The following is a 26,124-nucleotide window of genomic DNA, read 5'->3' as shown; positions in this document are numbered from 1 at the left end:
CGCACACGACGCGGGCCACCAGCGCCCGGCACGTCACCGCGCACCCGCCAGCCGTATGGCTTCGGCCGGGGTCGCGTGCCGGTGGCGCAGCTCGCCGCGCAGGCGGTGCCAGCACGCAGCCGGTGGAATCAGCGCACTGCTCACCGCCATCCGGCCGATTTCGCCGGGTGTGCGGGGCCCTGGCGCGATCCGGCGCGCGGCGAATTCGCCGGTCAGCGCCGTCCAGACCGCAGCGAAGGCGAGAGCGGAGCGTTTACGGCCCGCAGCGGCGAGCACCATGGCCACCGCACCCACGGCCGTGGCGAGCGCGTGGCGGGGGAGGAGCCCGTCGCCTTCGCCGATGCGCTGACGCCACCGCCGGCCGTACTTCCGCCGCAGCAACGCGTTGTCGGCGTTCCCACGTTGTGCTCGGACACTGGCCATGGGCCCCGATCTGCGGACCGGGTGGCGAGTGCGCCGTTGTCCGGGCGCGATGACGTAACCGGCGAGGCAGACCCGCATCGCCAGATCGGCGTCCTCTCGAAATGCCCTCGGAAACCGTTCATCGAAGCCGCCGACCTCGACCAGCGCGGACCGGCGGTAGGCCATGTCCGCTGTGATCCACCGCGCGGTGGCCAGTCGTGCGGTTCCTCGTTCGTCGTCGGTCGGTCGGCGGTGCTTTGGCAGCGGAACCTCGATACGCGCTGTGGAAGCGGCCGTTTTCTCATCGAGACCGTGCAGGTCGTCGGCCAAGCGGGCAGGCCAATCCGCCGCGGTGATCACATCGTCATCGAGGAAGGCGATCCACGTGCCGGAGGCGTGCCGCCAACCCGCGTTCCTCGCCGCGGCGGGTCCGCGGCCACCCGAGCGGATGACCCGCACCGGCGACACTGTGTCGGGCAACGGTAGTTCCCCGCCTCCGGGCCGATCGTCCACCACGATGATTTCCCGTGGCCTCGGACCGGCCGCGGTGTCGAGCGACTCGAGCAGCAACCGAAGGCTCTCCCGCCCCGTCGTCGGAATCACGACGCTGTAGTCCAGGATGTGGGCCTTCATGAGCGGCGAACCAGGAAGGAGCCGATGGCCAGCAGATCGATCGGGGCGGAACCGAAGCACTCGAGGGCGTCGCGGGGCGAATCGACCATCGGCCGCCCCGCGGTGTTCAGGCTCGTGTTGACCACCACGGGCAAACCCGTGCGCCTGTCGAACTCCGACAACATCCTTGCCAGGACGGGGTTGTCCGCGGGGTCGACGGTTTGCACCCGCGCGGTGCCGTCCACATGCGTCACGGCGGGGATTCGTGCGCGCCACGCCGGGGCGACATCGTGGACGAACAGCATGTACGGGCTCGGCAACGGTCCGCGTCCGAAGATCTCGGACGCCCGGTCGGCGAGCACCATCGGTGCGAGCGGCCGGAACTGTTCTCGCCCCTTCACATCGTTGAGGCGTTCGAGATTCGCCGACCAGCCAGGATGCGCGAGGAGCGAACGATGCCCGAGTGCCCGCGGGCCGAATTCGGCCCGGCCCTGGAACCAGGCCACCACTTGGTCTTCCGCGAGCGCTTGCGCCACGTCGGCCGCGATGTCCGCGGATCTCGTGTACCTGAGCTTCGCCGTGCGGAGCATGGTTTCCAGCTCCGAGTCCGTCCACTCGCGGCCGAGGTCGGCCCCCCGCATCGGGGTGACACGCTCACCGAACTCGGCCGCCAATTGGAGCGCGGCACCCAGCGCGGTGCCCGCGTCACCCGCCGCGGGCTGCACCCAGATCCGTTCGTAGGGGCCTTCGGCGTGCAGCCGGGTGTTGGCCACGCAGTTCAGCGCGGTGCCACCGGCCAGCGTGAGGTTCCGCTGTCCGGTCTGACGATGCAGCCAGGAAGTCAACTCCAACAACACCTCTTCGAGTCGTCGTTGGACACTCGCGGTGAGGTCGGCATGGTCTTGGCCGAGCTCACCGCCGGTCACGGCCGGTGCGAAGCACTCCCAGTCGACGGGTTCGGTTCGGAAACCGCCGTCACCGGTGGAATACACGAGTTCCCGGAACCGGTCGAGGAACCTCGGCGTGCCGTAGGAGGCGAGAGCCATGACTTTGTATTCGTCGCTCGACCGGGCGAATCCGAGATGTTCGGTGAGGTCCTCGTACATCAGCCCGAGTGAGTGCGGCAGCTGCTGTGACGCCAACTCCACGAACTTGCCGTCGCGGTATTCTCCGGCGAGATACGAGTGGCGTTCGCCGCGTCCGTCGGCCACCAGGACCGCGGAGTCACCCAACGGGGCCGCGAGCGCCGCGGACGCGGCATGCGCCAGGTGATGTCGCACGAACCGCACGATCGTGGGATCGAGGCCGGGCAATGCGGCCTGGAGAAATGCAGGCGCCCTGTGGGCGTAGTCCGTTCGGGTCGCTTCGCTTTTCCGGTCGAGACCGCCGAGCGAATGATCGACCAGCCTCGGGTCGTAGGAGTAGCCCACCGCGTCGAGCTGATCGGGACGTATTCCCGCTCGGTCCAGGCACCATGCGGCCGCTTGCTCGGGCAGCTCCCACGCGGAGAACGGCACCGGCCGCTTGCCGTGCTTGCGACGTGTGAACCGCTCTTCCTCGGCGGCCGCGACGATTTCGCCGTTCACGATCAGGGCAGCAGCAGGATCGTGGAATACCGCGTTGATTCCGAGAATGCGCACGGGCCGCCTTTCTACTCGAGACGCGGGACCTGCCGGTCTGCCCGCTGACGTATAGGGGGGCGCTACCCGCCGAAGTCACCACTAAACCGGCGCGCTGATCAGCGCAGCGACTCTTCCGCCGACACGGCCGTGCGGCCGGCGAACCAGTCGATCGTGCGGCGCAGCCCCTCCGCCCTGTCGACCAATGGCGCCCAGCCCAGTTCGCGCCGGGCCAGCGAGATATCCGGGCAGCGCCGCTTCGGATCATCGATCGCGCTGTCGACATACCGCACAGTGGACCGGCTACCGGTCGCGGATCGGATTTCCTCGGCGAGGCACCGCACCGAGACTTCATGTGGATTGCCGATGTTGACCGGTCCCGGAAAGTCGGTGGACGCCAGCGCGAGCAGGCCGCGCACGGTGTCGTCGACGTAGCACAGCGAGCGGGTCTGCTCGCCGGTTCCCGCGATGGTGAGTGGTGCGTCCGACAATGCCTGAGCGATGAATGTGGGCACCATCCGGCCGTCTTCGGTACGCATGCGCGGACCGTAGGTATTGAAAATCCGGGCGATTCCGGTATTCACGCCCCGTTCCCGGCGAAATGCCATAGTCAACGCCTCGGCATACCGTTTCGCCTCGTCGTAGACGCTGCGCGGACCAACCGGATTGACGTGACCCCAGTAATTTTCGGGCTGCGGGTGGACGGCCGGGTCACCGTATACCTCGCTCGTCGACGCGAGCACGAATCGAGCTCGATTCCGTTCGGCCAGGTCGAGGGCGTTGGCGGTCCCGAGCGAACCGGCTCGTAGCGTCTCGATCGGCAGCCGTAGGTAGTCCGGGGGCGACGCCGCCGACGCGAGATGGAAGATGACGTCGAAAGAGCCTCTCGGGGGCAACGGCTCGGTGACGTCGTGCCGTATGAGGTCGAACTCGGGGCGGTCCAGCAGTCGCGCCACATTGTCCGGTGTGGACGTAGCGAAGTTGTCGAGCGCGACCACGGCTGTGCCCGCGTCGAGCAACTGCTCACACAGGTGTGATCCGACGAACCCGCAACCGCCGGTGACCAACGCACGTTCTGTATTCATTCGGTCACCTCGGCGAGTATGGAATTCCATCGGCGCAGGAAGACGTCGAGGCCGTAGTGCTCCAGCGCGAATTGCCGTCCAGACTTGCCCGCGAGCACCGCCAAGTCGGGTTCGTGGAGTAATTCAGAGAACTTCGCGGTGAGTGATGCGACGTCGGAAGCGATGGCACCGGCTTCGGGCGGCACCGCGCTTACGGCCTCGGTAGTGGCGAGGGCAACTACCGGCATGGCGAGGTGCATGGCTTCCAGGAGAGACAATCCGAGCGAGGTCCACCGGGCGGTGTGCAGATATACCCTTCTCCGCGCCATTTCCGGATGCAATGCCGACTGTTCGACGTCGCCGATTCCGCGAATCGGATGTCCGGTTGGCCGGTCCGCCGCGTAGCCGTCCGTTCCGATGCCGTACAAATCGACCGGCCCCGCCATCGCGAAGTCGGGCAACAGATCGGTTCCCGTGATCCTTCCGCGCCGCATCGGTTCGTTGATCAGCGCTACGCCGTGCGGCAGTTCGCCGGTGTACAGCGCGCCGGGGTCCACGATGCCGTGTGGCACGACCCGGGTGGGCGCGCTTCCGTTGTCCCACATCAGATCGTTGAAATGCGTTACGTGCACGATCGGGATATCGGTGCGATCCGCCAGCGGATGCCTGGTCGTGGCCGCGCTGGGACGCGGAGCGTTGTGCTCGACGTAGACCGCCGGAATGTCGGCGCCGGGACGACGACCGAGCCATCGCTCGACAAGGTCGATTTCCTCCGGGCGCTGCAGAACGATGACATCGGGCTCGGTTTCGCGCAACTCACCCGCGGGGACGTCCTCGGCGGACGGCCAGTCGCGGCCGCACCGCCCGCGGCCCCACGGCCCGCCGCCTTCCAGCACAGGGATCAGGTAGTGGTGCGGTCCCTGGACGAACGAAGTCGTCCACGAACCGTGCACGTGCCACAGCAGCACGGTGAGCCGTTCGATCGTCTCGGCCATGTCGATAGCTCTTGCCTCTTGCCGCCGGATCAAACGTGGCCCGCCGGACCGGTATCGCCGAGTGCCTGGCACTGCCCCGCGGCGGCACTGGCGCGGCTGTTGCCGCCAACGGCGTTTGAACTGTGGGTGCCAGGCAATCGCCCGCGGTATGAGCGGACCGAACGCTGCCACGTTTCCGGCAACCGAAACGATCGAGATCCTTGATCCCGCCACCGGCGCCACCGTCGGCAAGGTGCCCATGACCGGTATCGCGGAGATCGAGAAGCAGGTAGAGCTGGCCAATCGGGTCAAGTCCAGGTGGGCGCGAACCCCGGCGGCGGAGCGGGCCGCCGCGCTACGTGCCGGCGCCGCCTCGCTTCGCGAGCGTGCCGATGAACTCGCCGAGCTCAACCATGTCGAAACCGGACGCCAGCGGTCGGAGAGCAAGGAAGGGGTGCTGGCCGGTGCCGCGACATTGGAGCAATATGCCGAACTGGGGCCGGTGCATCGAGGAAAGAGCCTTCAGGGAGCCTTCGAAGCGATCGACCTCATGGTGTGGGAACCTCGCGGCGTCGTCGTCGCGCTGACGCCGTGGAACGATCCCGTCGCGGTGTCCTGTGGTTTGCTCGGCGCGGCGCTGGCCACCGGAAACACGGTCGTGTACAAGCCGAGCGAACGCGCACCCCATACCGGCGGTCTGCTGGGCGACCTGCTCGCCGCTCCGCTCCCCGAGGGTGTGCTGCAGACGGTGCAAGGCGATGGGAGGGCCGGCGCACTGCTCGCCGCACGCCCCGATGTGGACGTCGTCGCGCACGTCGGCAGCACCACCACGGGACGGTCGATCGCGAAAAGCGTTGCGACCACCGGAGCGAAGGCATTGCTGGAAAACGGCGGCAATGACGCACTCGTCGTCGACGCCGGTGTGGATCCCGTGTGGGCCGCCGGGCAGGCGGCGCTCGGCGCGTTCGCGAACTCCGGTCAGATTTGCGTGTCCGTCGAACGGATCTTCGTGCACCGGGACGTCGCGGAGCCCTTTCTGGCGGCGCTGGTCGCTGAAGCCGAGTCGTGGAAGCCGGCGCCGTTGGTCGACCGGCGCCATCGCGATCAGGTCCACGCCCACGTGTGCGACGCGGTGAACCACGGGGCCGAGCTGTTGACGGGCGGTGTCGTGCCGGACGGTGCCGGTGCGCATTATCCGGCCACCGTGCTGGCGCACTGCGAGCCGAAAATGCGGATCATGCGGGAAGAAACATTCGGTCCGGTCGCGCCGGTCCGGGTGGTGGAAACATTCGGCCAGGGCATCGCGGAGGCCGCGAGCGACGACTACGGGCTCGCGGCGACCGTACTCACTCCGTCGATGGCCAATGCGCAGCACGCCTGGCGAGAACTGCCGGTCGGCACCGTGAAGATCAATGCGGTGTTCGGTGGGGCGCCCGGCGGAGCGGCGCACCCACGCCGGGCCAGCGGCACCGGCTTCGGTTATGGACCTGAATTGCTGGACGAGATGACCCAGACGAAGGTCGTGCACCTTCGTCCGATGGCGGCCGATTGACCTGCGGTGCATCGGGTATCGCCGAGACATGCGGGTACTTGTCACGGGGTGGCCCAGCTTCGTGCACGGGGAAGCGACGGCCGGGGATGTCTTGAGCATGAGCCGGGTGTGCGACGCTCTCACATCCGCGGAAATACCCCATGACACGGCGTGGAGTCCGGGTTTCCGCTCCGATGCGTTGCACCTGGACGACGCCGACTCCGGGCGCTACTCGCACCTCGTGTTCGTATGCGGACCTGCCCACGGCGAGCAGGTGCGGTTCCTGCACAAACGGTATGCGAACTGCCGGCGCATCGCGGTGGGGGTTTCCGTTCTCGATCCGGCCGATGCGGCGGTTACCGGGTTCGACCGCGTCTTGGCGCGCGACGGTCCGTCCACCGCGCGACCGGACATGGCCGTCGCGGCGTCCACGGTGCCCGTTCCGGTGGTGGGCGTCGTATTCGCCCCGGGACAGGCCGAATACGGCTCGGCCCGTCGTCATCGGTCGGTGCATCGGGCGCTGGTGCGCTGGCTCCGCGATCTCGACTGCGCGCGACTACCGCTCGATACCAGGCTGGCGCGCGACGAATGGCGCCACTGCCGTACGCCCGACCAACTCGCGTCGGTGTTCTCCCGACTCGACGCGGTGATCACAACTCGCCTGCACGGCTTGGTGTTGGGCCTGCGGGCCGGTGTCCCGGTCCTGGCGGTGGATCCCATCGCGGGCGGAGGGAAGGTCACCGCGCAGGCAAGGGCGCTGAACTGGCCCGCACTGGTATCCGCGGAGCAAACCGTCGACACCGGCGCGTTCGACCATTGGTGGCGCTGGTGTCTGTCGCCGGCGGGGCGCGAACGTGCGCGGCGACGTGAGTTCCCTGCGGCCGATGCCTTGACCCGGGACCTGCTCGATGAGCTGCGCATGGGACGGTCGGCGTGAGCCCTCGGACCCTGGCGAAGACCACCGTCGTCATCGCCACCCGTAACCGCGCTTCCGAATTGGTCCGTACCCTGACCGAGTTACGCGCGCTCCGCCCGCGTCCCGAGATCGTGGTGCTGGACAACGCTTCCGTCGACAACACCGTCGGCGCGGCGGAGGCATTCCCGGATGTGCAGGTCATCCGACTGCCCCGCAATCTCGGAGCGGCGGCGCGCAACCTCGGCGTCGCGATCGCCCGGACACCCTACGTCGCTTTCAGTGACGACGATTCGTGGTGGGCCGGTGACGCGCTCCCCGAAGCAGAGCGGGTGCTGGACGCCTATCCACGGCTTGGCCTGGTAGCGGGACGTACGCTCGTCGGCGCCGACCACCGTGACGATCCCGTCAACGAACTGATGGCGACCAGCCCGCTCGGGCACCCCCCTGACCTGCCGGGTCCGTTGGTTCTCGGCTTCCTGGCCTGTGCCGCGATCGTCCGGAAGGAGGCGTACCTGCAGGCCGCCGGGTTCAGTCCGCTGCTGCATTTCGGTGCCGAAGAACGGTTGTTGTCGCTGGACCTCGCGGCCTGTGGCTGGCACCTCTGTTATGTGGCGGACGTGCGCGCCCACCATCACCCGTCGGCGCGGCGACCACCTCAGGCCTGGCGCAGGCGGGTCGAACAGCGCAACAACGCGTTGATCGTCTGGATGCGGCGCCCGCTACGGCGGTGCGCGGCCGAATCCGTCGGCCTGTTGCGTCGTGCCGTGCGTGAGCCGGGGACATTGCTGGCGATCGCGGGGGTCATTCGCCGCCTGCCGTGGGCGTTGGCGCAGCGGCGTCGGCTGCCGCCGGAGGTGGAACGCGGGGCCAGGACCCTGGAACTCGCCGAGGGAAGGAAGTGACCGGATGGCCACGGAACGAATGACGGTCGTCATCATCACCCGCAATCGGCGCGAACAACTGCTGGAGACACTTGCGCACATGACCGCGCTTGCCGACGCGGCGCCGATCATCCTCGTCGACAACGGGTCGACGGACGGCACCGCTGACGCGGTCGCCGCGGCGTTTCCCGCCGTAGAGCTCATCCGCTCGCCGGAGAACCTGGGTGCGGTGGCCAGAAACATCGCGGTCGAGCGGGTGGTCACGCCCTATGTCGCCTTCTGCGATGACGACACCCGATGGCAGCCGGGCGCCCTGACCCGCGCGGCCGATCTGCTCGACCAGTACCCCGGCCTGGGTTCGGTGACCGGACGGTGCCTGGTCGCGCCCGACCTCCGCGAGGATCCGATCACGCCGGAACTGCGCGATTCACCGGTTCCCGGGCCCGACTGGCTGCCCGGTCCCGCTCTGCTCGGCGTGATGGCAGCTCTGTCCGCCTTCCGGGTCAGCGCGTTCCGGGAGGTCGGCGGCTTCTCCCGGCGCTTGTGGTTCGGCGGCGAAGAGGAACTGTTCGCGCTCGACCTCGCCGCGCATGGCTGGTGGATGTGCTGGGTGGAGGACATGCTGATCCATCATGAGCCTTCGCCCACGCGTGATCCGACTCATCGTCGTCGACTGGGTATCCGGAACACCTTGTGGACGCTGTGGTTGCGCCGCCCGGCCCGAAGCGCCGCCCGGCGGACCGCCGTTGTGCTCAGGTCGGCCCCGGCCGACCTGACGACGGCTGCGGCCGTCCTGGAGACTCTGCGTGGACTGCCCTGGGTGCTGCGCGAACGAAAAGTTCTGCCCCCGCGCGTGGAGGCGGGCCTCGTTCTGTTGGAAGACTCCCAGCGCCGTTCTCCCGCGCGTCGTTATGTGGGCTGACGTTCACCGCCCGTTTCGTTCAGGCTCGGCGCACGGCGACTCGCCGCTCATCGGCTGACGGGTCCGGTACAGCTGTTCAGGTGTTGACGATCGCGGTTTCGCCTGAGATGTCGCCGGGCGGCGATGACCCTCCGGATTGGTGACCAGGCTCACGATCCGGTACCGCCAGATCGTGGGAAAGCTGGCTGACCAGCAATTTCGATTACGGTGCGGGGTGGGTCGCGGGAAAACCGGGTGATTTGTGTCGGTACCGACCGGAATACTGACCCGCGCCCGATGAGTTCGAGTAGCCGATTCCGTCTCAACCACTGTGGCGCCGGGACGCGATCCGGTGACTCGGCAACGGGCCACGTATTTCCTGACCACGTCCCATGCCCCGGAGGTATCCGATGTCCGCCCAACCATCAGCTCCCGCCTCGGGAGGGCGGACACCGACCGTCATCCGGGTGCTGGTCCTCGCGACGTTCGTGGTGATCCTGAACGAGACCATCATGATCAACGCGATCCCGCGGCTGATGGAGGATCTCGAGATCACCGATCGGTTGGCGCAATGGGTGTCCACCGCGTTCATGCTGACGATGGCGGCGGTCATCCCGGCTACCGGCTGGTTCCTGCAGCGGGTGTCGACCCGGCAGGCCTACGCCGCGGCGATGGGCGTCTTCCTGGCCGGTACCGCGCTGTCGGCCATCGCGCCGTCGTTCGCGGTGCTGCTGCTCGGACGGATCATCCAGGCCGGCGGCACCGCGGTGATGATGCCGCTGCTGATGACCACGCTGATGACGGTGGTGCCCGAGCAGGACCGCGGCAGGGTGATGGGCAATGTCACCCTGGCAATTTCGGTGGCCCCCGCGATGGGGCCGGTGATCTCCGGAGCGGTGCTGCAGATCGGTTCGTGGCGTTGGCTCTTCCTGCTCGTGCTGCCGATCGCGGGTGTGATCGCCTGGCTGGGCCTGCGCCAGCTGGAGAACGTCGGTGAACCGCAAGCCGGGCAGATCGACCCGGTCAGCGTGGCACTGGCCGCGCTCGGGTTCGGTGGGCTGGTGTTCGGGCTCAGCCGGTTCGAGAGCGGCAACCTCGCCAGTCCCGCGCTGATCGTCGCCGCGGGCTCGGCCCTGATCGCCGCGTTCGTGTGGCGTCAGTTGCGCCTGCAGCGCACCGGCGCTCCGCTGCTGGATCTGCGGGTTCTGCTGTCCGGCACCTACACCAAGGCGTTGGTGCTGATGTCGGTCGCGTTCATGGCGATGCTCGGGTCGATGATCCTGCTGCCGTTGTATCTGCAGAACCTGCGTGGCCTGAGCCCATTGGCCACCGGCTTGCTGGTGATGCCGGGCGGGTTGGCGATGGGTCTGCTCGGACCGACCGTCGGGCGCCTGTTCGACCGGTTCGGCGGACGCGTGCTGGTGATTCCGGGCTCGATCGGGATCGCCGCGTCGCTGGCCGGTTTCACCCAGATCTCGATGACCATGCCGTACTGGCAGCTGCTGGCCCTGCACATTCTGCTGATGATTTCGCTGGCCGCGGCCTTCACCCCGGTCTTCACTCTCGGCCTCGGTGCGCTGCCGCAGCATCTGTACTCGCACGGCAGTTCCATGCTCGGCACCCTGCAGCAAGTCGCCGCCGCTTTCGGCACCGCCCTGGTGGTGACGGTGATGTCGGCCCGCAGCACCACCCTCGTCGCCGAGGGTGCCGACGTCATCACCGCCACCCTCGACGGCATGCGCCTGGCCTTCCTGGTCTCCGCCGTCTTGGCGCTGATCGTGATCGTCATGGCAGTGCTGTTGCCGGGCCGGGCCGCCGCCCCGGAAGCCGAGGATCCCGAGACCACGACCCCCGAGCTGGTCAAGGGCTGACCAGGATTCGCCACGACGAAGCCCCTGGCCGCATCGAGCGCCAGGGGCTTCGCCGCATGAATCGGCCGCACCAGGGCGGTCGCGGCCGTACTGCGATGGGCGGAGCGGCCGACGCGCCGGGCGAGAACGCCTCACGGGCGAGGGGGGCGAGCGGATGTTCGCCTGAAGGACAGAGCTGCTACCGGTGTTCGGGATTCTCGAAGTCGAAGCGGCAGCCGGCGTCCCACTCTGAACGCTGGTTGCCGTGTGCTGGGATTCCATTGTTGTCTTTGAGCATTCGGGCCACATGCATCAAATTCCAGGTCATGAATGTGGTGTTGCGGTTGGTGAAGTCGTTCTCCGGTCCACCGGAACCGGGATCCAGGTAGGACGGTCCCGGGCCCGCCGCCCCGATCCAGCCCGCGTCGGCCTGTGGCGGAATGGTGTAGCCGAGGTGTTGGAGGCTGTAGAGGATGTTCATCGCGCAGTGCTTCACGCCGTCCTCGTTGCCGGTGATGATGCAGCCGCCGACCCGGCCGTAATAGGCGTATTGGCCGCGTTCGTTGAGGATGGACGAATTGCCGTAGAGCCGCTCGATGACCTTCTTGGTGACGGAACTGTTGTCGCCCAACCATATCGGTCCCGCCAGCACCAGGATGTCGGCATCCATGACCTGGCGTTGCAGGGCGGGCCACTCGTCGGTGGCCCAGCCGTGCTCGGTCATATCCGGCCAGACGCCTGGCGCGATGTCGTGGTCGACGGCGCGGATGTGGGAGACCTGGACGCCGTTCTTTTCCATGATGTGGGCGCTGAGGTCGATCAGTCCTTGGGTATTGCTTCGTTCCGGTGAGCGCTTGAGTGTGCAGTTGATGAAGAGGGCGCGCAGGTCGTCGAAGCTGGTCATGATCATCTCCCGGACGTGTTCGTTGGGGGTTTCCGTCGATGTTTTGCGCTGGCGGCCAAGACGAGCAGCCAGGTAATGGTCAGGAGTGTCGCGAGGCCGACGGGGTAGTTTCGGTCGAGAATGGTCGGGTTGTCGGGTGCCGCGTGACCGCGGCCGAGCACAGGGGCGGCGATCAGCAGCAACGCGGCGGTGCAGACCGCGCCGCAGGCGGCGGCTGCCCACCAGGAGCGTGGCAGGATCCGCCGGGCACCGAGGCCGACCATCGCGGTCAGCGGTGCGAAAACCGCGTCGTGGAGCAGGATCCCGGCCGCGAACCACAGCGCGATCGACAGCAGTCCTTCGGAGTCGAACTCGAGTAGCAAGGTGATCGCGTACCACATGAGCGATACACCGGTCAGGGCCAGCAGGGTTCGCACGATGGTCACGACAGCACCTCGATCGTCGACAGCCACTTCGTCTGGAGCACGCCGGGCCGATTGGGGGCGATCAATCGGCAGGGGTAGCCGTGGTCGAGGTCGAGCGTCTCACCGTTGATCGCGAGCGCGACCAGCGTGTTCGCGTCGAGGGCATGGCGTTGCGGGAGGTCCGAACTGTTGTAGATGCCGCCGGTTTCGAGAGACCGCAACCGGATATCTCCGCCCCGGTAGGACCCGACCGCGGCCAGCAGGTCCCGCAGCCGGACGCCTGACCATTCGGCCGAGGCGCTCCAGCCTTCGACACAGGCGATCGGAAGCCGGGCGGAGGTCTGTGGCAGTGCGAGCAATTCGGCTCGGGTGAACTGGCGACTGCGTTCGCCGACCGTCACCGTCAACCGGTAGCCGGGATCCCGTGCCGCCACGCTGGTCCCGGCCGCGGCGGCCGATCTATTGACCGGAACCCCCTGGGGTCCCTCGCCGCTACGGGGTGCCAGCAGGGATGCCCAGCGCAGGAATGGCACCGTCTGTCCGGCGACGGCTACGACTGCCACGCCCGCTGCCACCCAGGCAGCATTCAGCACCCCGCGCCGCGACACATGTCGGTGGGCGGTCTGTTCCGGATCCGCTTCATCCAATGGACCGCTCAGCGCTTCCCGAATGACCGGCAGCTTCACCGCGACGTGCACGGCGAGCGAACCGAGCACGATATATGCCATTGCATAGTGCGCGGTGGGAAAGAAGAACTTCCACGGATAGTACTGAGCGATATTGGACAATCCGGTGGACAGTTCGAATATCGTCGCACCGACGAGCAGGGCGATGGATCCACGTTCCAGTATCCGCAGCGGCGATCCGATCACCGGCCGCTGGAACAGCTTCGGGTACACCGCCCAGAGTTTGACCAGCAGTAGCGGTATCGCCGCGACCCCGGAGATGACGTGGGCGCCTTGAGTTACCTGGTACAGCCATACCGGATTGGCGGGCCACCAGAACCAAGCGGGGGGATGCTGGATCCAATGGCTCAGCATGCCCGTCACGAAGCAGATCGTGATGGCCGTGCCGAGTGCGAGGCCGACTCGGCTCGCCACTTCCGGTCCGCGGGCGCTGGATATCCCGATCGACCCGGGCTTGCGCACTACCATCACCCCGCCTCCGGAAGGCGGCGTAGCCAGGCGAAATATCGTCCGGAGACCGCTGCTGTCGTGATGACGCGGAAGCCGGTGGCCGTGGACAACTCGTGCGCATGGTCGATGCCGACGCGGGCCCACGGCATCCAGGCGCCCACTCGCGTCCGGGTTTCCAGACGGATCGGTCGGAGGTCGAAACCCGTATGGGGAGGATCGAATTCGACGATCGCCACGCCGCCGCTGGCGAGCAGTGCCGCTGAGCGGGTCAGCAGTCGTTGCGGGTCGCCGCCGATCCCGATATTGCCGTCGGCGAGGATCGCGTATGACCAGCGCCCCGCACCGGGCAAGTACCCGAAGAGGTCTCGCCGCAACGCAGGGGCGCCGCGAAAGCGCGTGACGGCGACAGCCATCGGCGAAATATCGACGCCGAGGGCGATCACGCCTCGTCGCAGCAAGTCCGCCACGAGCCTGCCGGGTCCGCAGCCCAGATCGAGAGTCGGTCCGTCGCAATAGTGGGTAATGGCGGCATCCGCGCGGCGGTCGGTGGTATCCGGATGTCCGAGCCAGCGGCGCGTCGGCAGCCGATGACGGTCGCCGTCTGCCGTGCGCATCCAGCATTCCGCGCCGGTCATGGCCTGATCGAAGAGACCGAGGGCGCAGTCCTGCCGCTGTGCATCTCGGCGGCCTGATTGCCGAAAGATATTGCGGCTCACCGTGGTACCAGCCCCATGCGGTGGATGGTGTCGGCAAACCGCCCACCGGAGTCGGCCGCTACCCGGACGGCGTCGTCGAAGCTGTCGACGTCACTGAACAGGGGTAGGTGGTCGACCTGTAATCCGCAGTACAGCATGGCAGCGCGGGTCAGCTCGCCGGTGCGGTTCGTGGACATCGGGACCTGGGCGAGCATGCGCGCCGGCTGCGGTGTCGGCAGGCCGAGCGCCCACCAGCCGCCGTCCGCGGCCGGGCCGAGCACGGCGGCCTCGCCGCCCGCCAATTGCGCTGCGGCGCAGGTGTGTACATCGGGGCCGATCTGCGGCGTGTCCATCCCGATTTGGAGGACGGGTGCGCCGAATCGCGCTGCGTCGGCGTGCGCATTGGCCAGGCGTGTGCCGAAGTCCGCGCCGCGCTGCGGGATCACGCTGAATCGGTCCAGCATCCGGGCAATTTCGGGTCCGCGTTCGGCTGCACCGAGATTCCCGGTGAAGGCGACGACGCGGTGGGCTACCTCGCTGCGCAGTACCGATTCCAGAGTGTCCAGCAGCGAAGCCGCGGCGACCAGCGCCGCCTCCCGTGGTGTGAGCGGCGGAGTCAACCTGGTCTTGGCGAACCCGGCGATGGGGGCCTTCGCCAGCACCAGCAGGGTGGCACCGGAGGTCATCGCAGCACCGCCAAGAAGTCCATGGTGGCGCGCAGTGTTCCGGGGATCGAGCCGGAAACCTTCGATACGCCACCCGTGCGCGGGCGGTAGGTGATATCGCGCTCGATGACGCGCCATCCTGCCGCGGAGGCATGCACGAGAAGTTCCAGCGGATAACCGGACCGCTCGTGCAGCGGGCCGAGCGACAACAGAGCGCTGCGCCGGGCCACCCGCATCGCGGCGATATCGTGCACGGGCAAACCGTATTTGCGGCGCAGCCGGGCCGCGATGACGCGATTCCCCAGTCGTGCGTGCCACGGCCAGACCCGTGCGTGGACGGGCCGTCGCCTGCCGACCGCGAGATCGGCGCCGTCACGGACCAGGTCGACCAGTCCCGGCAAGTCGGCCGGGTCCATCGACCCGTCGCCGTCGAGCACCGCAACCAATTCGGTGCGGGCCGCCCCGATGCCTGCCTGGACGGCGGCCCCGTACCCGGGCCGGTCCTCACGGACCACGGTCGCGCCGCGTACTCGCGCAACGGCCGCGGTGTCATCGATGGAGCCGTTGTCGACTACGACCGCGTGATATCCGTCGGGGATGGCCGCGAGTACCGCTGGCAACGCTTCAGCTTCGTCCCGGCACGGAATCACCACGGTTACACCGTCCGGCTCAGCATGGGTTTCGGTCACATTTTCAGACGCTAAGCCGCTGCGCCGTCAATGGCACCGAAAAACCTGTGACGAAACAGTGACGGCCTCGGAAAAGGCCGTTCGAACAGGGATAACTGCCCGGGTGTTGACCTATCGTTTGACCCGTGCAAGACCTTGCCGAGTCCGCGCCCCGGCTACGGAACCCGATTCGTGGCGACATAGCTGCCGCCGCTATCGCCGCAGTACTGCTCGCCGCGGCTTTCCTGATTCCGCGTATTGCCAGCGAACAATGGCGTGCAAAGCTGTATGCGGGTGCGGCGCCGATTTTCGGCAGTTGGCAGCCGCATGCGGGATGGGGCACAGTGCCCGCCGTTGTTGTCGCGGCGCTCGTGGTCACTCGAGGCCCGGCGCTGGCAGAGCGCCTGCCGTGGCGGCGGCTGCTGGTTACCGCCTGGAGCGTCGCGGTCGCCTGGGCATTTTCGTTGGCCATGGTCGACGGCTGGCAACGGGGATTCGCAGGGCGCCTCACCGATTCCAACGAATACCTGCACGAGGTCGGCGGCGTCACCGACATCCCCGTCATGCTGCGCGGGTTTTCCGGGCGCATTCTCGACTTCCAGCCGGATTCATGGACCACACATGTTTCCGGGCATCCGCCCGGCGCGCTGCTGTTCTTCGTGCTGCTGGACCGGCTCGGTCTCGGCGGCGGTGCCTGGGCGGGATTGGTCTGCATGGTCATCGGCTGTAGTGCGGTCGTGGCCGTCGCGGTGGCGTTGCGGGCGCTGGGCGCCGAGGATCGGGCGCGGGCCGCGTTGCCGTTCCTGGTCCTCGCGCCCGCGGCGCTGTGGATCGCGGTCTCGGCGGACGCGATGTTCGCCGGCATCACCGCGTGGGCGGTCGCGTTGCTCGCCATCGCCTGCCGGCCCGGCGGCAGTCCGGTCGCGGGCGTGAGCGCCGGGGTCCTGTTCGGCCTCGGTATCTATCTCAGCTACGGGCTGGTACTGATCGCCATACTCGCTGTTGCCGTGGTGGTTTCGAGCCGGGTGGCTCGGCCGCTGCTACCCGTTACCGCGGGTGCGCTCGCCGTGGCGGCAGCCTTCACTGTCGCCGGATTTTGGTGGCTCGACGGTTATCACCTCGTGGTCGAGCGGTACTACCAGGGCATCGCTACGGAGCGGTCCTATGCCTACTGGTGGTGGGGCAATCTCGCCGCGACCGTCTGCGCGGTCGGCTTGGCGACCTGCGCCGCTGCCCACCGTGGGCTGGCGTGGACACGGCTGCGCGCACTCGAACCGGCGTCGTTGCTCGTGGCCGCAGCGCTGTGCGCCATCCTGGCCGCCGATGTCAGCGGGCTGAGTAAAGCGGAGACCGAGCGCATCTGGTTACCGTTCGATATGTGGCTGCTGGTGGCGACCGCCTTCTTGCCTCGGTCCTCGGCGCGAGCCTGGCTCGCGGTGCAGGCGCTCGGCACCTTGCTGCTGGTCCATCTCATCCTGACCAATTGGTGATATCCATGAGCATTCTCATCGCGGACGACGACCCGGTAGTGCGAGAGGTGGTGCGGCGCTACCTCGAGCGCGATGGTCTGATCGTGCGTGAAACCGCCGATGGCCCAGCGACCTTGGCCGCGCTCGCCGATCCCGGCGATCCGGTCCAACTGGCGGTGCTCGACGTCATGATGCCCGCCCCGGACGGCATCGAAATCTGCCGGGCCATCAGGTCGGGGCCGCGGCCGGACATGCCGGTCATCCTGCTGACGGCGCTCGGTGAGGAAGACGACCGGGTGCTGGGCCTGGAGGCCGGGGCCGACGACTACGTCACCAAGCCGTTCAGTCCACGTGAGCTCGCGCTGCGTGTCGCGTCGGTGCTGCGGCGCGCCCAAGTGGTGCGCGACAACAGTGATCCGGTCCTGCGGGACGGAGCCGTCGAAGTGCGTCCGGCCAATCGCCTGGCACTCGTGGACGGGTCGCCGGTGGAACTGACACCACGGGAATTCGATCTACTGGTCTTCCTTTTGCGGCATCCACACCAGGTGTTCAGCCGGGAGGAACTGCTGGCCCGGGTCTGGGGCTGGGATTTCGGTGACCTGTCCACGGTCACCGTGCACATCAAACGGTTACGCGGCAAGCTCGGCGACCAGCACCGCATCGAAACGGTGTGGGGGCGGGGATATGCGTGGGCGCGCAGCGAGGCCGGAAACGGAGACAGCGATGCCTGAGGACAGTTTGCAGATCGTCGGCTACGCGCTGGCCTGCTCGATACCGGTGGTGCTGATCGGCGCGATCATTCTGCGCGCCACCAGCAATCGCTCGCTGACCACCAGCATGGCGGTACTGGTGTTGATTCCCACGCTCGCCACGCTGGCGGGAATCGTGGGAGTGAGCGGGCTGATGTTCACCCATGAATTCCAGCGAAACGCCCTCGTGTTGGCCGTGGTCGCGGCGGTGACGGTACCGGCCGCTGTCCTGCTCGGGCGGGAGCAGGCGCGAAAGACCGTCTGGGAGAAGGAAATCCGTGAGCAAGAGCGGGCCGCGGAGCGTTCGCGCCGTGAGCTCGTGGCTTGGGTCAGCCACGATCTGCGGACGCCGCTGGCCGGTATCCGCGCGATGGCCGAAGCGCTGTCGGACGGTGTCGTGACCGGCGGGGCCGATGTGACGCGTTATGCCGAGCAGATCGGCTGCGAAACCGATCGGCTCTCGCGGATGGTGGACGATCTGTTCGAGATGTCGAAGATCAACGCGGGAGCGCTGCGGCTGGAGCTAGAGCCGGTCGATCTGCGCGAGGTGATCGATGAGGTGCTGGCCGCCAACCACCCGACCGCCGAGCGGGCGCAGGTGGCGTTGCGCGCCGAGCAGCCGGCCGATCGGATCGTGGTCACGGCCAGTGACCGGGCACTCGGACGGGTGCTGACGAATCTGGTCTCCAATGCCATCGCGCATACGCCGCCGGGCGGTGAGGTCGCGATCTCGGCGGGAATCTCCGAGGGGCAGGCATGGGCTCGGGTGGACGACACCGGCCCTGGGATCGCCCCGGATGATCTGCCGCGCATCTTCGAGGTCGCCTACCGCGGGACGGCCGCTCGTTCGCCGGTGGCGGAGAGCGGAGTGCCGATCGGAAGCGGCATGGGGTTGGCGATCGCGGCGGGACTGGTCGAGGCCCATCATGGGAACATCACCGCCCAGAACCGAGAACGAGGCTGCCGGTTCGAGGTTCGGTTGCCGCTCTCCGGCAACTGAAGCACTACACCGTGGGCGCGCCGACCCCAGCGGTGGACCGGAGCGGCGCGAACGCGAACTCGGTCAGGCCACTGATCGGATCTACCTGTGCCGCGAAACCTATGGCGTGCCTGGCGCGGTTCGGGTCCGCGACGATATGCCGCACATCTCCGGCCCGATAACGTCCGGTCACCACCGGCGCCGGTCCGCCTCGTGCGGCCGCCAGCGTCGCGGCGACCTCGCCGATGGTGATCGGCTGCCCGGAGGAGATGTTCAGTGGTGTGAATCCGGCCAGCGGCTGTTCGACGGCGGCGAGGTTCGCGGCGGCGACGTCGGTGACGTGCACGAAATCCCGTGCTTGCCTGCCATCTTCGAACACCCGCGGTGGCTGCCCGGCCTCCAAGGCCGAACGAAAGATCGCCGCGACCCCCGAATAGGGCGTGTCCTTCGGCATATCGTCGCCGTAGACATTGTGGTAGCGCAGCGCGGTCACGCTGGATCCGGTCGCCGATGCCCATGCGGTCGCGAAGTTCTCCTGGGCCAGTTTGCTGGCCGCGTAAAGGCTTCGCGGACGCAGCGGGGAATCCTCGCCGACCGGAACCCACGACAGGATTTCGCCGGTGTCCGGATCGCGGTGCTCGAATATGCCGTTATCGAGGTCGTCGACACGGCGAACGCCGACCTCGACCGGACCACAGCGCCCGCCGTGATAGCGGCCTTCGCCATACACGACCATCGACGACGCCAGCACCAGCCGCCGACATCCGGCACGAGCCATCGCGGCCAGCAGCACGGCGGTCCCGTAGTCGTTGTGACTGGCGTAGGCTGGCCCGTCCTGCGCGCTCACACCGGCACCGACAACCGCAGCTTGATGACACACGACGTCGATGCCGCGGAGCACGCCGTCCAACGCATCGCCGTCGCGGACATCCAGTCGCCGCACGTCGTCCGGAGTCCGCGCCTCGTGCCCATGGGCGGCGGGCAGCATCAGATCCACCGCGACGACCTCATGTCCCGCGATGGTCAGCGCGCGGTGAACATGGGACCCGATGAACCCGGCGGCGCCGGTCAACAGCACGCGGCTCACGACGGCACCTTCCCTGTGCTCGGCCCCGTCGTGCGCCGCAACGTGCGGTGTCTTCGGTTCACTCGCTGACGCTCGCTCATGTGCACCCGCGCAGCACGGCGAGTGATCACGAAAAGGGCTCTTGGCATGCACCGATCGTGCCGGACCGACACCCTCGGCGACACCATCCACGCCGCGGCGTCACACTTTCGTCACAGCGGTCTCCCTCAGCATTTTGCTTGTCCGAGATCAGGCACCGCTGCCTTGCCGCGAAACGAGAAAAGCGATGGACCGCCGCGGAAGCACCACAGGGCGATGACCGGGTCGCAGATCGCGCAGCCCAGGGACGAGTCGTGGGCGAACGGGATGATGGGGTTCCCCTTGAAATGCTGCAGCAGGTCCCAAGCGGTGTGCAGGAGCCATGCGATGCCGATGAATGTCCAGGATTGCAGTCCGCGGTAGGCGCAGTAGGTCACTACGGCGGTGAACAGGAATTCCCAGCCGCCGAATCCGCCGCCGCTGAGGTAGGCGGCACCCGCACCGGCGACCATGATGGCGTTGAACTGGCGCCGGTGTGGTTCGCGGATCAAAGACATCACCAGCGCGTACAGGATGCCGATCGCTACCGGCGCGATGTAATTCATTGTCGAACCGACTCCTCGTGCAACAGGCCATTACCAGTCGAGATCCGAAGCTATCCGGCCTTCTTGTGGCCTCCCAGTGGCATTAATGCCACGTTCCAACGGGTACTCGCCACCGAAGTGCCATGTGCGCGCCCCGGTGGCGGCGGTCACAGGGTGATTGAGCGGGACGGGTGCGGGTATGCGGCGGGTGTCAGCCGATAAGTGAATGGGAGGTATGTGATGCCGGAGCATCAGAGCGGACCTCGGGAAGCTGTCGAAGGTGTCGTCGAGGACATCAAGGGCAAGACGAAGGAAGCTGCGGGCGTCGTTACCGGCGACGAAGACCTGAAGAAAGAGGGTCGAGCGCAGCAGGACAAGGCCGATTCCGAGCGGGAGGCGGCGCGCAAGGAAGCCGAGGCCGAAAAGGCCCGTGCGGAAGCCGATGTCGACGAGGCGCGGCAGGGCGCGTTCGAGAGCGGTAAGAACGCCTAGCCTTCTCTGCGAGATCCGATGCGGCGGTAGGGCGAAACGGCCCGTTCCCGGTGGTGGCGATCTGCTGCCACCGGGCCGTCATGAGATCCGCAAGCGCGGAACCACCCTGAATATGGTCTGCGACATGGAAATTCCACAGCCGTCGGTCATCGCGTTGTCCCGCATGATCAGCAATTGCTCGGCGCGGGCACACCGTGGAACCGGTCATCGAGCCAACCGAGCGCCGACGGCACCCCCAACACCGCGGTGGACAAATGATCCGGGCTCGGCAGCATCTCGTATTGGAGCCGGACTCCCGCAGCGCAATACCGACGGATCGTGCTGTCGACCGACGCCACCGGGACCAGTCCGTCGTGCACTGCGCGCCACTGGAAGATCGGCGTGGTGGGGATGCCATCAAAGAGTTCCAGGCTGTTCTCCTCGAGCACCCCGAGTGCGGATTCGTCATTGACGAGCGAAACCGAGGTAGCGACGTCCATGACGTTGCGCCCAGCGCCCGCCAGCAGGATCTCGTTGGTGCAACTGTTGGCTATCCGATCCCGGACCGCCATGCCGAACGAGTTCAGGTGATCACTGATCGGCAATTGTGCCGGGTACTCCCGTTCCAGGCCGATCGCCGCCGCGAAGGCGAGGCCGAAGGCCGCATGCCGCGTGTAGCCGAGGCCGTCGATCATCGTGACGAGGTTCATCGGCACCCCACCAGCGGCGGCGCCGACGAGAGGCAGTTCCGGCGCGTAGGCCGGCGCGAGCGCGGCAGCCCAGGCGGTCGCCATGCCGCCGCCGGAGTAGCCGAGCATGGCGACCGGACTGTCGGCCAGCCCCAGTTCCGCGACCCGTCGCGCGGCGCGGATGCCGTCGAGGGTGATCATGCCGCCCAGTTTCGCCGCGCCATAGGCACTGGTCGGGCCGAGATGGTCGGGCAGAGCCACCGACCAGCCACGCAGCAACACAGCGTTCAACGCGGGTGCTTCGCGCACCATGAGGTTGGGGTCGTTGGTGTAGAGCACGCGGGACACCGCGCACTGGGTCCCCAGGCCGTTGATGATGTGCTGATAGGACAGCAGCGGCCCGCCCGGGGCGTGATTCGGCGGCGTCAGCACGGTGGTGGTGGCCGCGATCGGCCTGCCCGCGGAATTGCTGGAGCGAAACTTGATCATCGTGACCGTCGCGCCGGGGAACGTGAGCAGTCCTGGCATCGGCCGGACGGCGAGGACCTCGCCCGGCGCGGCGCGGTCCAGGCCCGCCGGTGCGGCATAGAACGGATCAGGGTCCGGTGCCGGATAGATCGGCTGCGCGGCAGCCGACGGGGAAATCGCGAAAAGCAGGGCCGCGGCGATGGCGATACCTGATCGAAGCATGGCGTTCGTCGACTCCCATTCATCACTACGTGCTTTCCGGGACGGTGCTGCTGAAGTCGAATGCTCCGAATACCGATCGCCTGCGACCGGTGCCCGGACCTGGTCACTGTAGGGGACCAGCGGAAAAAGCCGAGGTAGCCGCGCCGTTCGGCGGCGGCGAGGCGAGCTGTCGAGCGGGCGGGAAGCCCGAACGGGTGAATGGCCCTGGCAACGGGAAGCTTTCACGTACGCGCGACTCTGGCGCTGAGTGACCGGCGTCAGGGCCGGCGGCCAGGTTCAGCTGTCGAAGCTCTTGTGCGGAATGCCTACGGTCAGACCGCCATCGATGACGAACTCCGCCCCCGTCGAATACGACGACTCATCGCTGGCCAGGAACGTCACCAGCGCGGAGACCTCGGCCGGTTCGGCGGCGCGGCCGAGTGGGATCTGCAGGAAGTCCGCGGGGATGTTCTCGGTCATCGGCGTCCGGATCAGCCCGGGGTGCACCGAGTTCACCCGAATCTTATACTGCGCCAGCTCGAGTGCGGTGGACTTGGTGAGCCCTCGCACTGCGAACTTGGTGGCCGTGTAGCCGTGCAGGCCAGGGCTGCCGCGCATGCCCTCGACGGAGGAGATGTTGATGATCGAGCCGCCGCCCGCCTCGGTCATGGCCGGTGTCGCGGCCTGCATGCCGAGGAATGTGCCGGTCAGGTTGATGTCGATGATCCGCTGCCATTCGGCCAGCTCGAACGCGACGAGCAGGTTGCCGTTCACGATGCCCGCGTTGTTCACCAGCACGCTCAACGACCCGAACCGGCTCACCGCCTCGGCGACGGCTTTGCGCCAGTCGTCGGGTTCGCGCACGTCGAGGTGGATGTAGACCGCTTTGTCGCCCAGTTCCTCGGCGACCGCGGCGCCTTCGTCGTCGAGCACGTCGCCCAGCACCACGCGCGCGTCCTCGGCGACCAGCGCCCTGGCGTGCGCCGCGCCCATGCCGCGCGCCGCGCCGCTGATCAACGCCACTTTTCCGGTCAATCGCCCCATCGCGATACCTCCGTCTCTCGAACTCTTCTGAAACACGTTACAGATTGCGCCGCGTGCCCGGCGCATCCGGCGCGGTGACCCGACCCGCGGCCGGAAACCCTCATGCGAGTGCGACGGGCCCGGCCTAGGGTTCGTCGAATGACCGACTTCACGATGGAAACGCTGCGGACCGCGACGGGTGCCGAACTGGGCGCGAGTGACTGGATCGAGATCGATCAGCAGCGTATCGACGCCTTCGCCGAGGCGACCGAGGATCGTCAGTGGATCCATGTCGATCCCGAGCGCGCCGCCGCTGGGCCGTACGGCACCACCATCGCCCACGGCTATCTGACGTTGTCGCTGCTTCCGCCGATCATCGGGCAGATCTTCCGGATCACCGGCGCGGCGGCGCGAATCAACTATGGCGTGAACAAAGTCCGTTTTCCCGCACCGGTTCCCTCGGGTTCTCGCATCCGAGGCCGGGCGCGGATCGCGAGTGTCGAGGAGGTGTCCGGCGGCTTGCAGGTGACGCTCGCCGTGACCGTCGAGCGCGAGGGCGGCGACAAGCCGGTCTGCGTCGCGGAGACCGTGGTGCGCGTCCTGGCGTGACCGCTGGACGGTAGCGCGGTCCGGCCACTCCGTTCGCCGTTGTACCATGCTGGTATAGAACGTGTTCTATTTTTCGGCCCCGGAGGTGTCCGTGACGAACTCGCCCCGACGTGTCGCGCGGTTCGGTGGACGTCTCCGGGTGCCGGACATCGCCGAGGTACCCGGTGGTCGCCTGGTCGAGCTGCCGGGGCGAGGCCGGACCTACGTGGTGGACATCCCCGGGCCGGAGGGCGCGCCGGTTCTGGTACTGCTGCACGCCACGGCGTGCACCGCGTATCTCACCTGGTTTCCGTCGCTGGCGGCGCTGGCCGAGCGGTACCGGGTGATCCTGTTCGACCAGCGTTGGCACGGGCGCGGTATCCGCTCCGAGCGGTTCACGGTGGAGGACTGCGCCGACGATGTGGCGGCCGTCCTCGACGCGCTGCAGGTGGACCGCGCCATATGCGCGGGATTCTCCTTGGGCGGCATCGTGAGCCTGCTCGCCGGACATCGCCATCCGGACCGGGTGAGCGGTCTCGTTCTCTGCGCGACGCCCTATCGGTTCCAGGAAACCCTGCGGGAGAAGGCTTTCCACCGGACGTTCGGCGCCATCGCCGCCGCGGTCGGCCCGTACTCCTACCGGCGCGCCGAGAAGCTTGCCTGCCGCCTGCCGGAGCTTCCGGAGATCACCTGGCCGCCCGGACGACTGGACCGCTGGGCGCTCGGGGAATTCCGCAGCACCAGCGGATGGGCGCTCGCCCAGGTGGTGGCGGAGGTCGGTCGCTTCGACGCGACCGCGTGGTTGTCGAGCTTGACCATGCCGACGGCCGTGGTGATCACCACGCGCGACCGGGCGATCCCGGTCTCCCGGCAGGTGGAGCTGGCGACCATGATTCCCGCGGCGAGCACGCACGTGGTCGAGGCCGGGCACGCGTCCTGCGTGCTGGAGGCCGACCGATTCGTGCCCGTGCTGCTCGAAGCCTGCGAGGCGGTCGCCGCGAAGATCTGACTCCGCCCGGATGGTGTTCGGCTGAAGCGACCGTGTCCGGCGGCGGTGGCGAACAGGGCCGGGCGATCAAGCGGATGCCCGTGCCGCCGAGAGCAATTCGGCGACCACGCCGGGAACGGCGTCGGCCAGCTCCGCGATGTCGGGCACCAGTTCCTTGCAGGCGATGAAGCCGAAGTTGAGTTTGTCGTTGTTCGACAGCACGGTCACGGTCAGCCCTGCACCGTGGAACACCGGCCCGAACGGGTACATCGCGTCCACGCGTATGCCGAGGAAGTACAGCGGCATCGGAGGGCCGGGCACGTTGGACACCACCAGGTTGTGCACCACGGGGTGCATCTCGGCCAGCTTCAGCGACGAGTACATGCGTGCCGCGAGCCGGAATGCGTTCGGCGGAGCATATTTCGACCAGTCCTGCAGGAAATCGGCGCCGATCAGTTCGTGTTCTTCTTTGGCCCCGCGATTGCCCTCGGCCACCTCGTGCAAGCGTTCCACCGGATCGGCGATATCGGTGCCGAGCCGCGCGAACAGCGTGGACACCTTGTTGATGCCCGCGGTATGCCGCGTCGAGTCGTGCACCGACACCGGGACCGACGCGATGAGCGAACGATCCGGAAGTTCGTCGTGCCGTTCCAGATAGGCGCGCAGTGCGCCGGCGACGACGGTCAGCAGAACGTCGTTCACCTTGACCCCGAACGCGGAGCGGATCTCCTTGACGGCGTCGAGTTCGGCATCGGTGAACGCGACGGCGCGATGCGGGGTGATGGCGAGGTTGAACGGCGTGCGCGGAGCGGAGAACGGTATGGCCATGCCGGTCTTGTTCTGTCGGCGGCGCTGCGCGAAACCGGCGACCACGCCGACGGTTTTCGGCACCATGCCCAGAATGCCCGCTTTGGTGGGGAACTTGACCACCGCCTCCATCAGCAGGCGCCAGTCGTTCGGCTTCGGTTCGGGGTGCCACTCTTCGTCGGGCACCGGCTTGGTGGCGCCGGGTTCCAGATCGCACAGATGCATCATCAGATTCGCGCCCGTGATGCCGTCCACGGCGGCGTGGTGGTATTTGCAGATCACCGCCACCTTGCCGTCGTCGAGGCCCTCCACCACCGACATCTCCCAGAGCGGGCGGTCGCGGTCCATGGGGCGGCTGGCGATGTCCCCGACCAGCTCGGCGAGTTCGCGGTGTCCGGCCGGCGCGGCGATCGCGATCCTGCGGACGTGGTAGTCGAGGTCGAAATTCTCGTCCTCCGCCCAGACGGGATGGTCGAGGTTGAACGGCACCTCGTACACGCGGCGGCGCATCTGCGGGATCAGCGGAAGCCGCCTGCCCAGTTCGGCTTTGAAGGTGTCGAATGAGTAGTCCGCCGATCTCGGATCGAGGATCAGCAGCGCGCAGACGTGGAGATGCTGGGTCCCGGTTTCCAGGTAGAGGAAGCTGGCGTCCAATCCGGTCAATCGTTCCATAGCGAAAGCCTACTAGAACGCGTTCTAGATATCCGGTTGAAACCGGAATGCCGCGAGGTTGCCTCACCGTAGGGTAGTTTGTGTGTTACTGAAAGTTCTATATATGTGT

General features: G+C 67.4%; 26 protein-coding genes. 11 read left to right on the top strand and 15 right to left on the bottom strand.

The features are described from left to right. Window positions 1-33: 33 nt before the first annotated feature. From ACWPXK_RS23440 to ACWPXK_RS23425, 4 genes are all read right to left on the bottom strand, one after another. On the bottom strand, window positions 34-1,035 hold the full coding sequence (locus ACWPXK_RS23440; RefSeq protein WP_454198325.1) for a glycosyltransferase family 2 protein: 1,002 nt from the start codon (window positions 1,033-1,035) through the stop codon (window positions 34-36). Further along, window positions 1,032-2,654 carry a carbamoyltransferase family protein gene (locus tag ACWPXK_RS23435; protein WP_454198324.1) on the bottom strand — a complete coding sequence of 541 codons (1,623 nt, stop codon included), beginning with the start codon at window positions 2,652-2,654 and terminating at the stop codon, window positions 1,032-1,034. The genes ACWPXK_RS23440 and ACWPXK_RS23435 overlap by 4 nt, the downstream gene beginning before the upstream one ends. Before the next feature lie 98 nt (window positions 2,655-2,752). Then, entirely contained in the window at window positions 2,753-3,718 is a 966-nt protein-coding gene (locus ACWPXK_RS23430; RefSeq protein WP_454198323.1) for a UDP-glucuronic acid decarboxylase family protein, read from the bottom strand. Next, a complete protein-coding gene (locus tag ACWPXK_RS23425; protein ID WP_454198322.1) occupies window positions 3,715-4,692 on the bottom strand; it encodes a glycosyltransferase in 978 nt (325 codons plus the stop codon). Before ACWPXK_RS23425 ends, ACWPXK_RS23430 begins: the two co-directional genes overlap by 4 nt. Window positions 4,693-4,840: 148 nt before the next feature. Between ACWPXK_RS23425 and ACWPXK_RS23420 the strand changes: the two genes are divergently transcribed. The 5 genes from ACWPXK_RS23420 (at window position 4,841) to ACWPXK_RS23400 (ending at window position 10,771) form a co-directional block, all read left to right on the top strand. Further along, a complete protein-coding gene (locus ACWPXK_RS23420; RefSeq protein WP_454198321.1) occupies window positions 4,841-6,223 on the top strand; it encodes an aldehyde dehydrogenase family protein in 1,383 nt (460 codons plus the stop codon). Window positions 6,224-6,251: 28 nt separating this feature from the next. After that, window positions 6,252-7,139: a polysaccharide pyruvyl transferase family protein gene (locus tag ACWPXK_RS23415; protein ID WP_454198320.1), complete on the top strand. Its 888-nt coding sequence runs from the start codon at window positions 6,252-6,254 to the stop codon at window positions 7,137-7,139. Continuing rightward, entirely contained in the window at window positions 7,136-8,020 is an 885-nt protein-coding gene (locus ACWPXK_RS23410) for a glycosyltransferase family 2 protein (RefSeq protein WP_454198319.1), read from the top strand. The genes ACWPXK_RS23415 and ACWPXK_RS23410 overlap by 4 nt, the downstream gene beginning before the upstream one ends. Before the next feature lie 4 nt (window positions 8,021-8,024). Beyond that, on the top strand, window positions 8,025-8,921 hold the full coding sequence (locus ACWPXK_RS23405; RefSeq protein ID WP_454198318.1) for a glycosyltransferase family 2 protein: 897 nt from the start codon (window positions 8,025-8,027) through the stop codon (window positions 8,919-8,921). A gap of 389 nt (window positions 8,922-9,310) precedes the next feature. Continuing rightward, window positions 9,311-10,771, top strand: coding sequence for a DHA2 family efflux MFS transporter permease subunit (locus ACWPXK_RS23400; protein ID WP_454198317.1), 1,461 nt, complete (start codon window positions 9,311-9,313; stop codon window positions 10,769-10,771). Window positions 10,772-10,949: 178 nt separating this feature from the next. Here ACWPXK_RS23400 and ACWPXK_RS23395 read toward each other — a convergent pair whose 3' ends face one another. The 6 genes from ACWPXK_RS23395 to ACWPXK_RS23370 all read right to left on the bottom strand — a co-directional run bounded on the left by ACWPXK_RS23395 (window position 10,950) and on the right by ACWPXK_RS23370 (window position 15,243). After that, window positions 10,950-11,660 carry a flavodoxin family protein gene (locus tag ACWPXK_RS23395; protein ID WP_454198316.1) on the bottom strand — a complete coding sequence of 237 codons (711 nt, stop codon included), beginning with the start codon at window positions 11,658-11,660 and terminating at the stop codon, window positions 10,950-10,952. Next, the gene (locus ACWPXK_RS23390) at window positions 11,657-12,079 is read right to left on the bottom strand and encodes a hypothetical protein (RefSeq protein WP_454198315.1); all 423 of its coding nucleotides are present in this window, start codon (window positions 12,077-12,079) and stop codon (window positions 11,657-11,659) included. Before ACWPXK_RS23390 ends, ACWPXK_RS23395 begins: the two co-directional genes overlap by 4 nt. Continuing rightward, the gene (locus ACWPXK_RS23385; protein WP_454198314.1) at window positions 12,076-13,212 is read right to left on the bottom strand and encodes a molybdopterin-dependent oxidoreductase; all 1,137 of its coding nucleotides are present in this window, start codon (window positions 13,210-13,212) and stop codon (window positions 12,076-12,078) included. Before ACWPXK_RS23385 ends, ACWPXK_RS23390 begins: the two co-directional genes overlap by 4 nt. Further along, window positions 13,212-13,829, bottom strand: coding sequence for a methyltransferase domain-containing protein (locus ACWPXK_RS23380; RefSeq protein WP_454198313.1), 618 nt, complete (start codon window positions 13,827-13,829; stop codon window positions 13,212-13,214). The genes ACWPXK_RS23385 and ACWPXK_RS23380 overlap by 1 nt, the downstream gene beginning before the upstream one ends. A 77-nt stretch (window positions 13,830-13,906) precedes the next feature. After that, window positions 13,907-14,575 carry a TIGR04282 family arsenosugar biosynthesis glycosyltransferase gene (locus tag ACWPXK_RS23375; RefSeq protein WP_454198312.1) on the bottom strand — a complete coding sequence of 223 codons (669 nt, stop codon included), beginning with the start codon at window positions 14,573-14,575 and terminating at the stop codon, window positions 13,907-13,909. Beyond that, a complete protein-coding gene (locus ACWPXK_RS23370; protein WP_454198311.1) occupies window positions 14,572-15,243 on the bottom strand; it encodes a glycosyltransferase family 2 protein in 672 nt (223 codons plus the stop codon). The genes ACWPXK_RS23375 and ACWPXK_RS23370 overlap by 4 nt, the downstream gene beginning before the upstream one ends. A 125-nt stretch (window positions 15,244-15,368) precedes the next feature. Here ACWPXK_RS23370 and ACWPXK_RS23365 point away from each other — a divergent pair, with 125 nt between their 5' ends. The 3 genes from ACWPXK_RS23365 to ACWPXK_RS23355 are packed head-to-tail and all read left to right on the top strand — an operon-like array spanning window position 15,369 to window position 18,440. Further along, the gene (locus ACWPXK_RS23365; protein ID WP_454198310.1) at window positions 15,369-16,712 is read left to right on the top strand and encodes a hypothetical protein; all 1,344 of its coding nucleotides are present in this window, start codon (window positions 15,369-15,371) and stop codon (window positions 16,710-16,712) included. Between the two features lie 5 nt (window positions 16,713-16,717). After that, on the top strand, window positions 16,718-17,422 hold the full coding sequence (locus ACWPXK_RS23360) for a response regulator transcription factor (protein ID WP_454198309.1): 705 nt from the start codon (window positions 16,718-16,720) through the stop codon (window positions 17,420-17,422). After that, the gene (locus ACWPXK_RS23355) at window positions 17,415-18,440 is read left to right on the top strand and encodes a sensor histidine kinase (RefSeq protein ID WP_454198308.1); all 1,026 of its coding nucleotides are present in this window, start codon (window positions 17,415-17,417) and stop codon (window positions 18,438-18,440) included. The genes ACWPXK_RS23360 and ACWPXK_RS23355 overlap by 8 nt, the downstream gene beginning before the upstream one ends. A 4-nt stretch (window positions 18,441-18,444) precedes the next feature. Here ACWPXK_RS23355 and ACWPXK_RS23350 read toward each other — a convergent pair whose 3' ends face one another. Together ACWPXK_RS23350 and ACWPXK_RS23345 are read right to left on the bottom strand one after the other, a co-directional pair. Further along, entirely contained in the window at window positions 18,445-19,506 is a 1,062-nt protein-coding gene (locus tag ACWPXK_RS23350; protein WP_454198307.1) for an NAD-dependent epimerase/dehydratase family protein, read from the bottom strand. Between the two features lie 206 nt (window positions 19,507-19,712). After that, window positions 19,713-20,129: a DUF6010 family protein gene (locus ACWPXK_RS23345; protein WP_454198306.1), complete on the bottom strand. Its 417-nt coding sequence runs from the start codon at window positions 20,127-20,129 to the stop codon at window positions 19,713-19,715. Window positions 20,130-20,348: 219 nt separating this feature from the next. On the opposite strand from ACWPXK_RS23345, the gene mbp1 reads away from it, so the two are divergent. Next, window positions 20,349-20,600: a microaggregate-binding protein 1 gene (mbp1, locus tag ACWPXK_RS23340; RefSeq protein ID WP_454198305.1), complete on the top strand. Its 252-nt coding sequence runs from the start codon at window positions 20,349-20,351 to the stop codon at window positions 20,598-20,600. A gap of 167 nt (window positions 20,601-20,767) precedes the next feature. On the opposite strand, the gene ACWPXK_RS23335 is transcribed toward mbp1, so the two are convergent. Beyond that, entirely contained in the window at window positions 20,768-21,958 is a 1,191-nt protein-coding gene (locus tag ACWPXK_RS23335) for a lipase family protein (protein WP_454198304.1), read from the bottom strand. Window positions 21,959-22,234: 276 nt separating this feature from the next. Beyond that, window positions 22,235-22,981, bottom strand: coding sequence for a glucose 1-dehydrogenase (locus tag ACWPXK_RS23330; RefSeq protein ID WP_454198303.1), 747 nt, complete (start codon window positions 22,979-22,981; stop codon window positions 22,235-22,237). A 138-nt stretch (window positions 22,982-23,119) separates the two neighbouring features. Between ACWPXK_RS23330 and ACWPXK_RS23325 the strand changes: the two genes are divergently transcribed. Next, on the top strand, window positions 23,120-23,569 hold the full coding sequence (locus ACWPXK_RS23325) for a MaoC family dehydratase (RefSeq protein ID WP_454198302.1): 450 nt from the start codon (window positions 23,120-23,122) through the stop codon (window positions 23,567-23,569). A 91-nt stretch (window positions 23,570-23,660) separates the two neighbouring features. Further along, the gene (locus ACWPXK_RS23320; protein ID WP_454198301.1) at window positions 23,661-24,557 is read left to right on the top strand and encodes an alpha/beta fold hydrolase; all 897 of its coding nucleotides are present in this window, start codon (window positions 23,661-23,663) and stop codon (window positions 24,555-24,557) included. 66 nt (window positions 24,558-24,623) lie between these two features. On the opposite strand, the gene ACWPXK_RS23315 is transcribed toward ACWPXK_RS23320, so the two are convergent. Then, entirely contained in the window at window positions 24,624-26,015 is a 1,392-nt protein-coding gene (locus ACWPXK_RS23315) for a WS/DGAT/MGAT family O-acyltransferase (protein ID WP_454198300.1), read from the bottom strand. Window positions 26,016-26,124 lie beyond the last annotated feature (109 nt).

It is taken from the genome of Nocardia sp. Marseille-Q1738, from assembly GCF_965283145.1.
The sequence above is the reverse complement of the archived record's forward strand: the minus strand, read 5'-3'. Positions and strand labels throughout refer to the sequence as shown.

Excerpts from the sequence above, each read along its gene's own strand:
- ACWPXK_RS23440 (WP_454198325.1), bottom strand. The coding sequence starts at position 1,035 with ATGAAGGCCCACATCCTGGACTACAGCGTCGTGATTCCGACGACGGGG.
- ACWPXK_RS23430 (WP_454198323.1), bottom strand. The coding sequence starts at position 3,718 with ATGAATACAGAACGTGCGTTGGTCACCGGCGGTTGCGGGTTCGTCGGA.
- ACWPXK_RS23425 (WP_454198322.1), bottom strand. The coding sequence starts at position 4,692 with ATGGCCGAGACGATCGAACGGCTCACCGTGCTGCTGTGGCACGTGCAC.
- ACWPXK_RS23420 (WP_454198321.1), top strand. The coding sequence starts at position 4,841 with ATGAGCGGACCGAACGCTGCCACGTTTCCGGCAACCGAAACGATCGAG.
- ACWPXK_RS23415 (WP_454198320.1), top strand. The coding sequence starts at position 6,252 with ATGCGGGTACTTGTCACGGGGTGGCCCAGCTTCGTGCACGGGGAAGCG.
- ACWPXK_RS23405 (WP_454198318.1), top strand. The coding sequence starts at position 8,025 with ATGGCCACGGAACGAATGACGGTCGTCATCATCACCCGCAATCGGCGC.
- ACWPXK_RS23400 (WP_454198317.1), top strand. The coding sequence starts at position 9,311 with ATGTCCGCCCAACCATCAGCTCCCGCCTCGGGAGGGCGGACACCGACC.
- ACWPXK_RS23395 (WP_454198316.1), bottom strand. The coding sequence starts at position 11,660 with ATGATCATGACCAGCTTCGACGACCTGCGCGCCCTCTTCATCAACTGC.
- ACWPXK_RS23385 (WP_454198314.1), bottom strand. The coding sequence starts at position 13,212 with ATGGTAGTGCGCAAGCCCGGGTCGATCGGGATATCCAGCGCCCGCGGA.
- ACWPXK_RS23380 (WP_454198313.1), bottom strand. The coding sequence starts at position 13,829 with ATGACCGGCGCGGAATGCTGGATGCGCACGGCAGACGGCGACCGTCAT.
- ACWPXK_RS23375 (WP_454198312.1), bottom strand. The coding sequence starts at position 14,575 with ATGACCTCCGGTGCCACCCTGCTGGTGCTGGCGAAGGCCCCCATCGCC.
- ACWPXK_RS23360 (WP_454198309.1), top strand. The coding sequence starts at position 16,718 with ATGAGCATTCTCATCGCGGACGACGACCCGGTAGTGCGAGAGGTGGTG.
- ACWPXK_RS23355 (WP_454198308.1), top strand. The coding sequence starts at position 17,415 with ATGCCTGAGGACAGTTTGCAGATCGTCGGCTACGCGCTGGCCTGCTCG.
- ACWPXK_RS23345 (WP_454198306.1), bottom strand. The coding sequence starts at position 20,129 with ATGAATTACATCGCGCCGGTAGCGATCGGCATCCTGTACGCGCTGGTG.
- mbp1 (WP_454198305.1), top strand. The coding sequence starts at position 20,349 with ATGCCGGAGCATCAGAGCGGACCTCGGGAAGCTGTCGAAGGTGTCGTC.
- ACWPXK_RS23335 (WP_454198304.1), bottom strand. The coding sequence starts at position 21,958 with ATGCTTCGATCAGGTATCGCCATCGCCGCGGCCCTGCTTTTCGCGATT.
- ACWPXK_RS23330 (WP_454198303.1), bottom strand. The coding sequence starts at position 22,981 with ATGGGGCGATTGACCGGAAAAGTGGCGTTGATCAGCGGCGCGGCGCGC.
- ACWPXK_RS23325 (WP_454198302.1), top strand. The coding sequence starts at position 23,120 with ATGACCGACTTCACGATGGAAACGCTGCGGACCGCGACGGGTGCCGAA.
- ACWPXK_RS23315 (WP_454198300.1), bottom strand. The coding sequence starts at position 26,015 with ATGGAACGATTGACCGGATTGGACGCCAGCTTCCTCTACCTGGAAACC.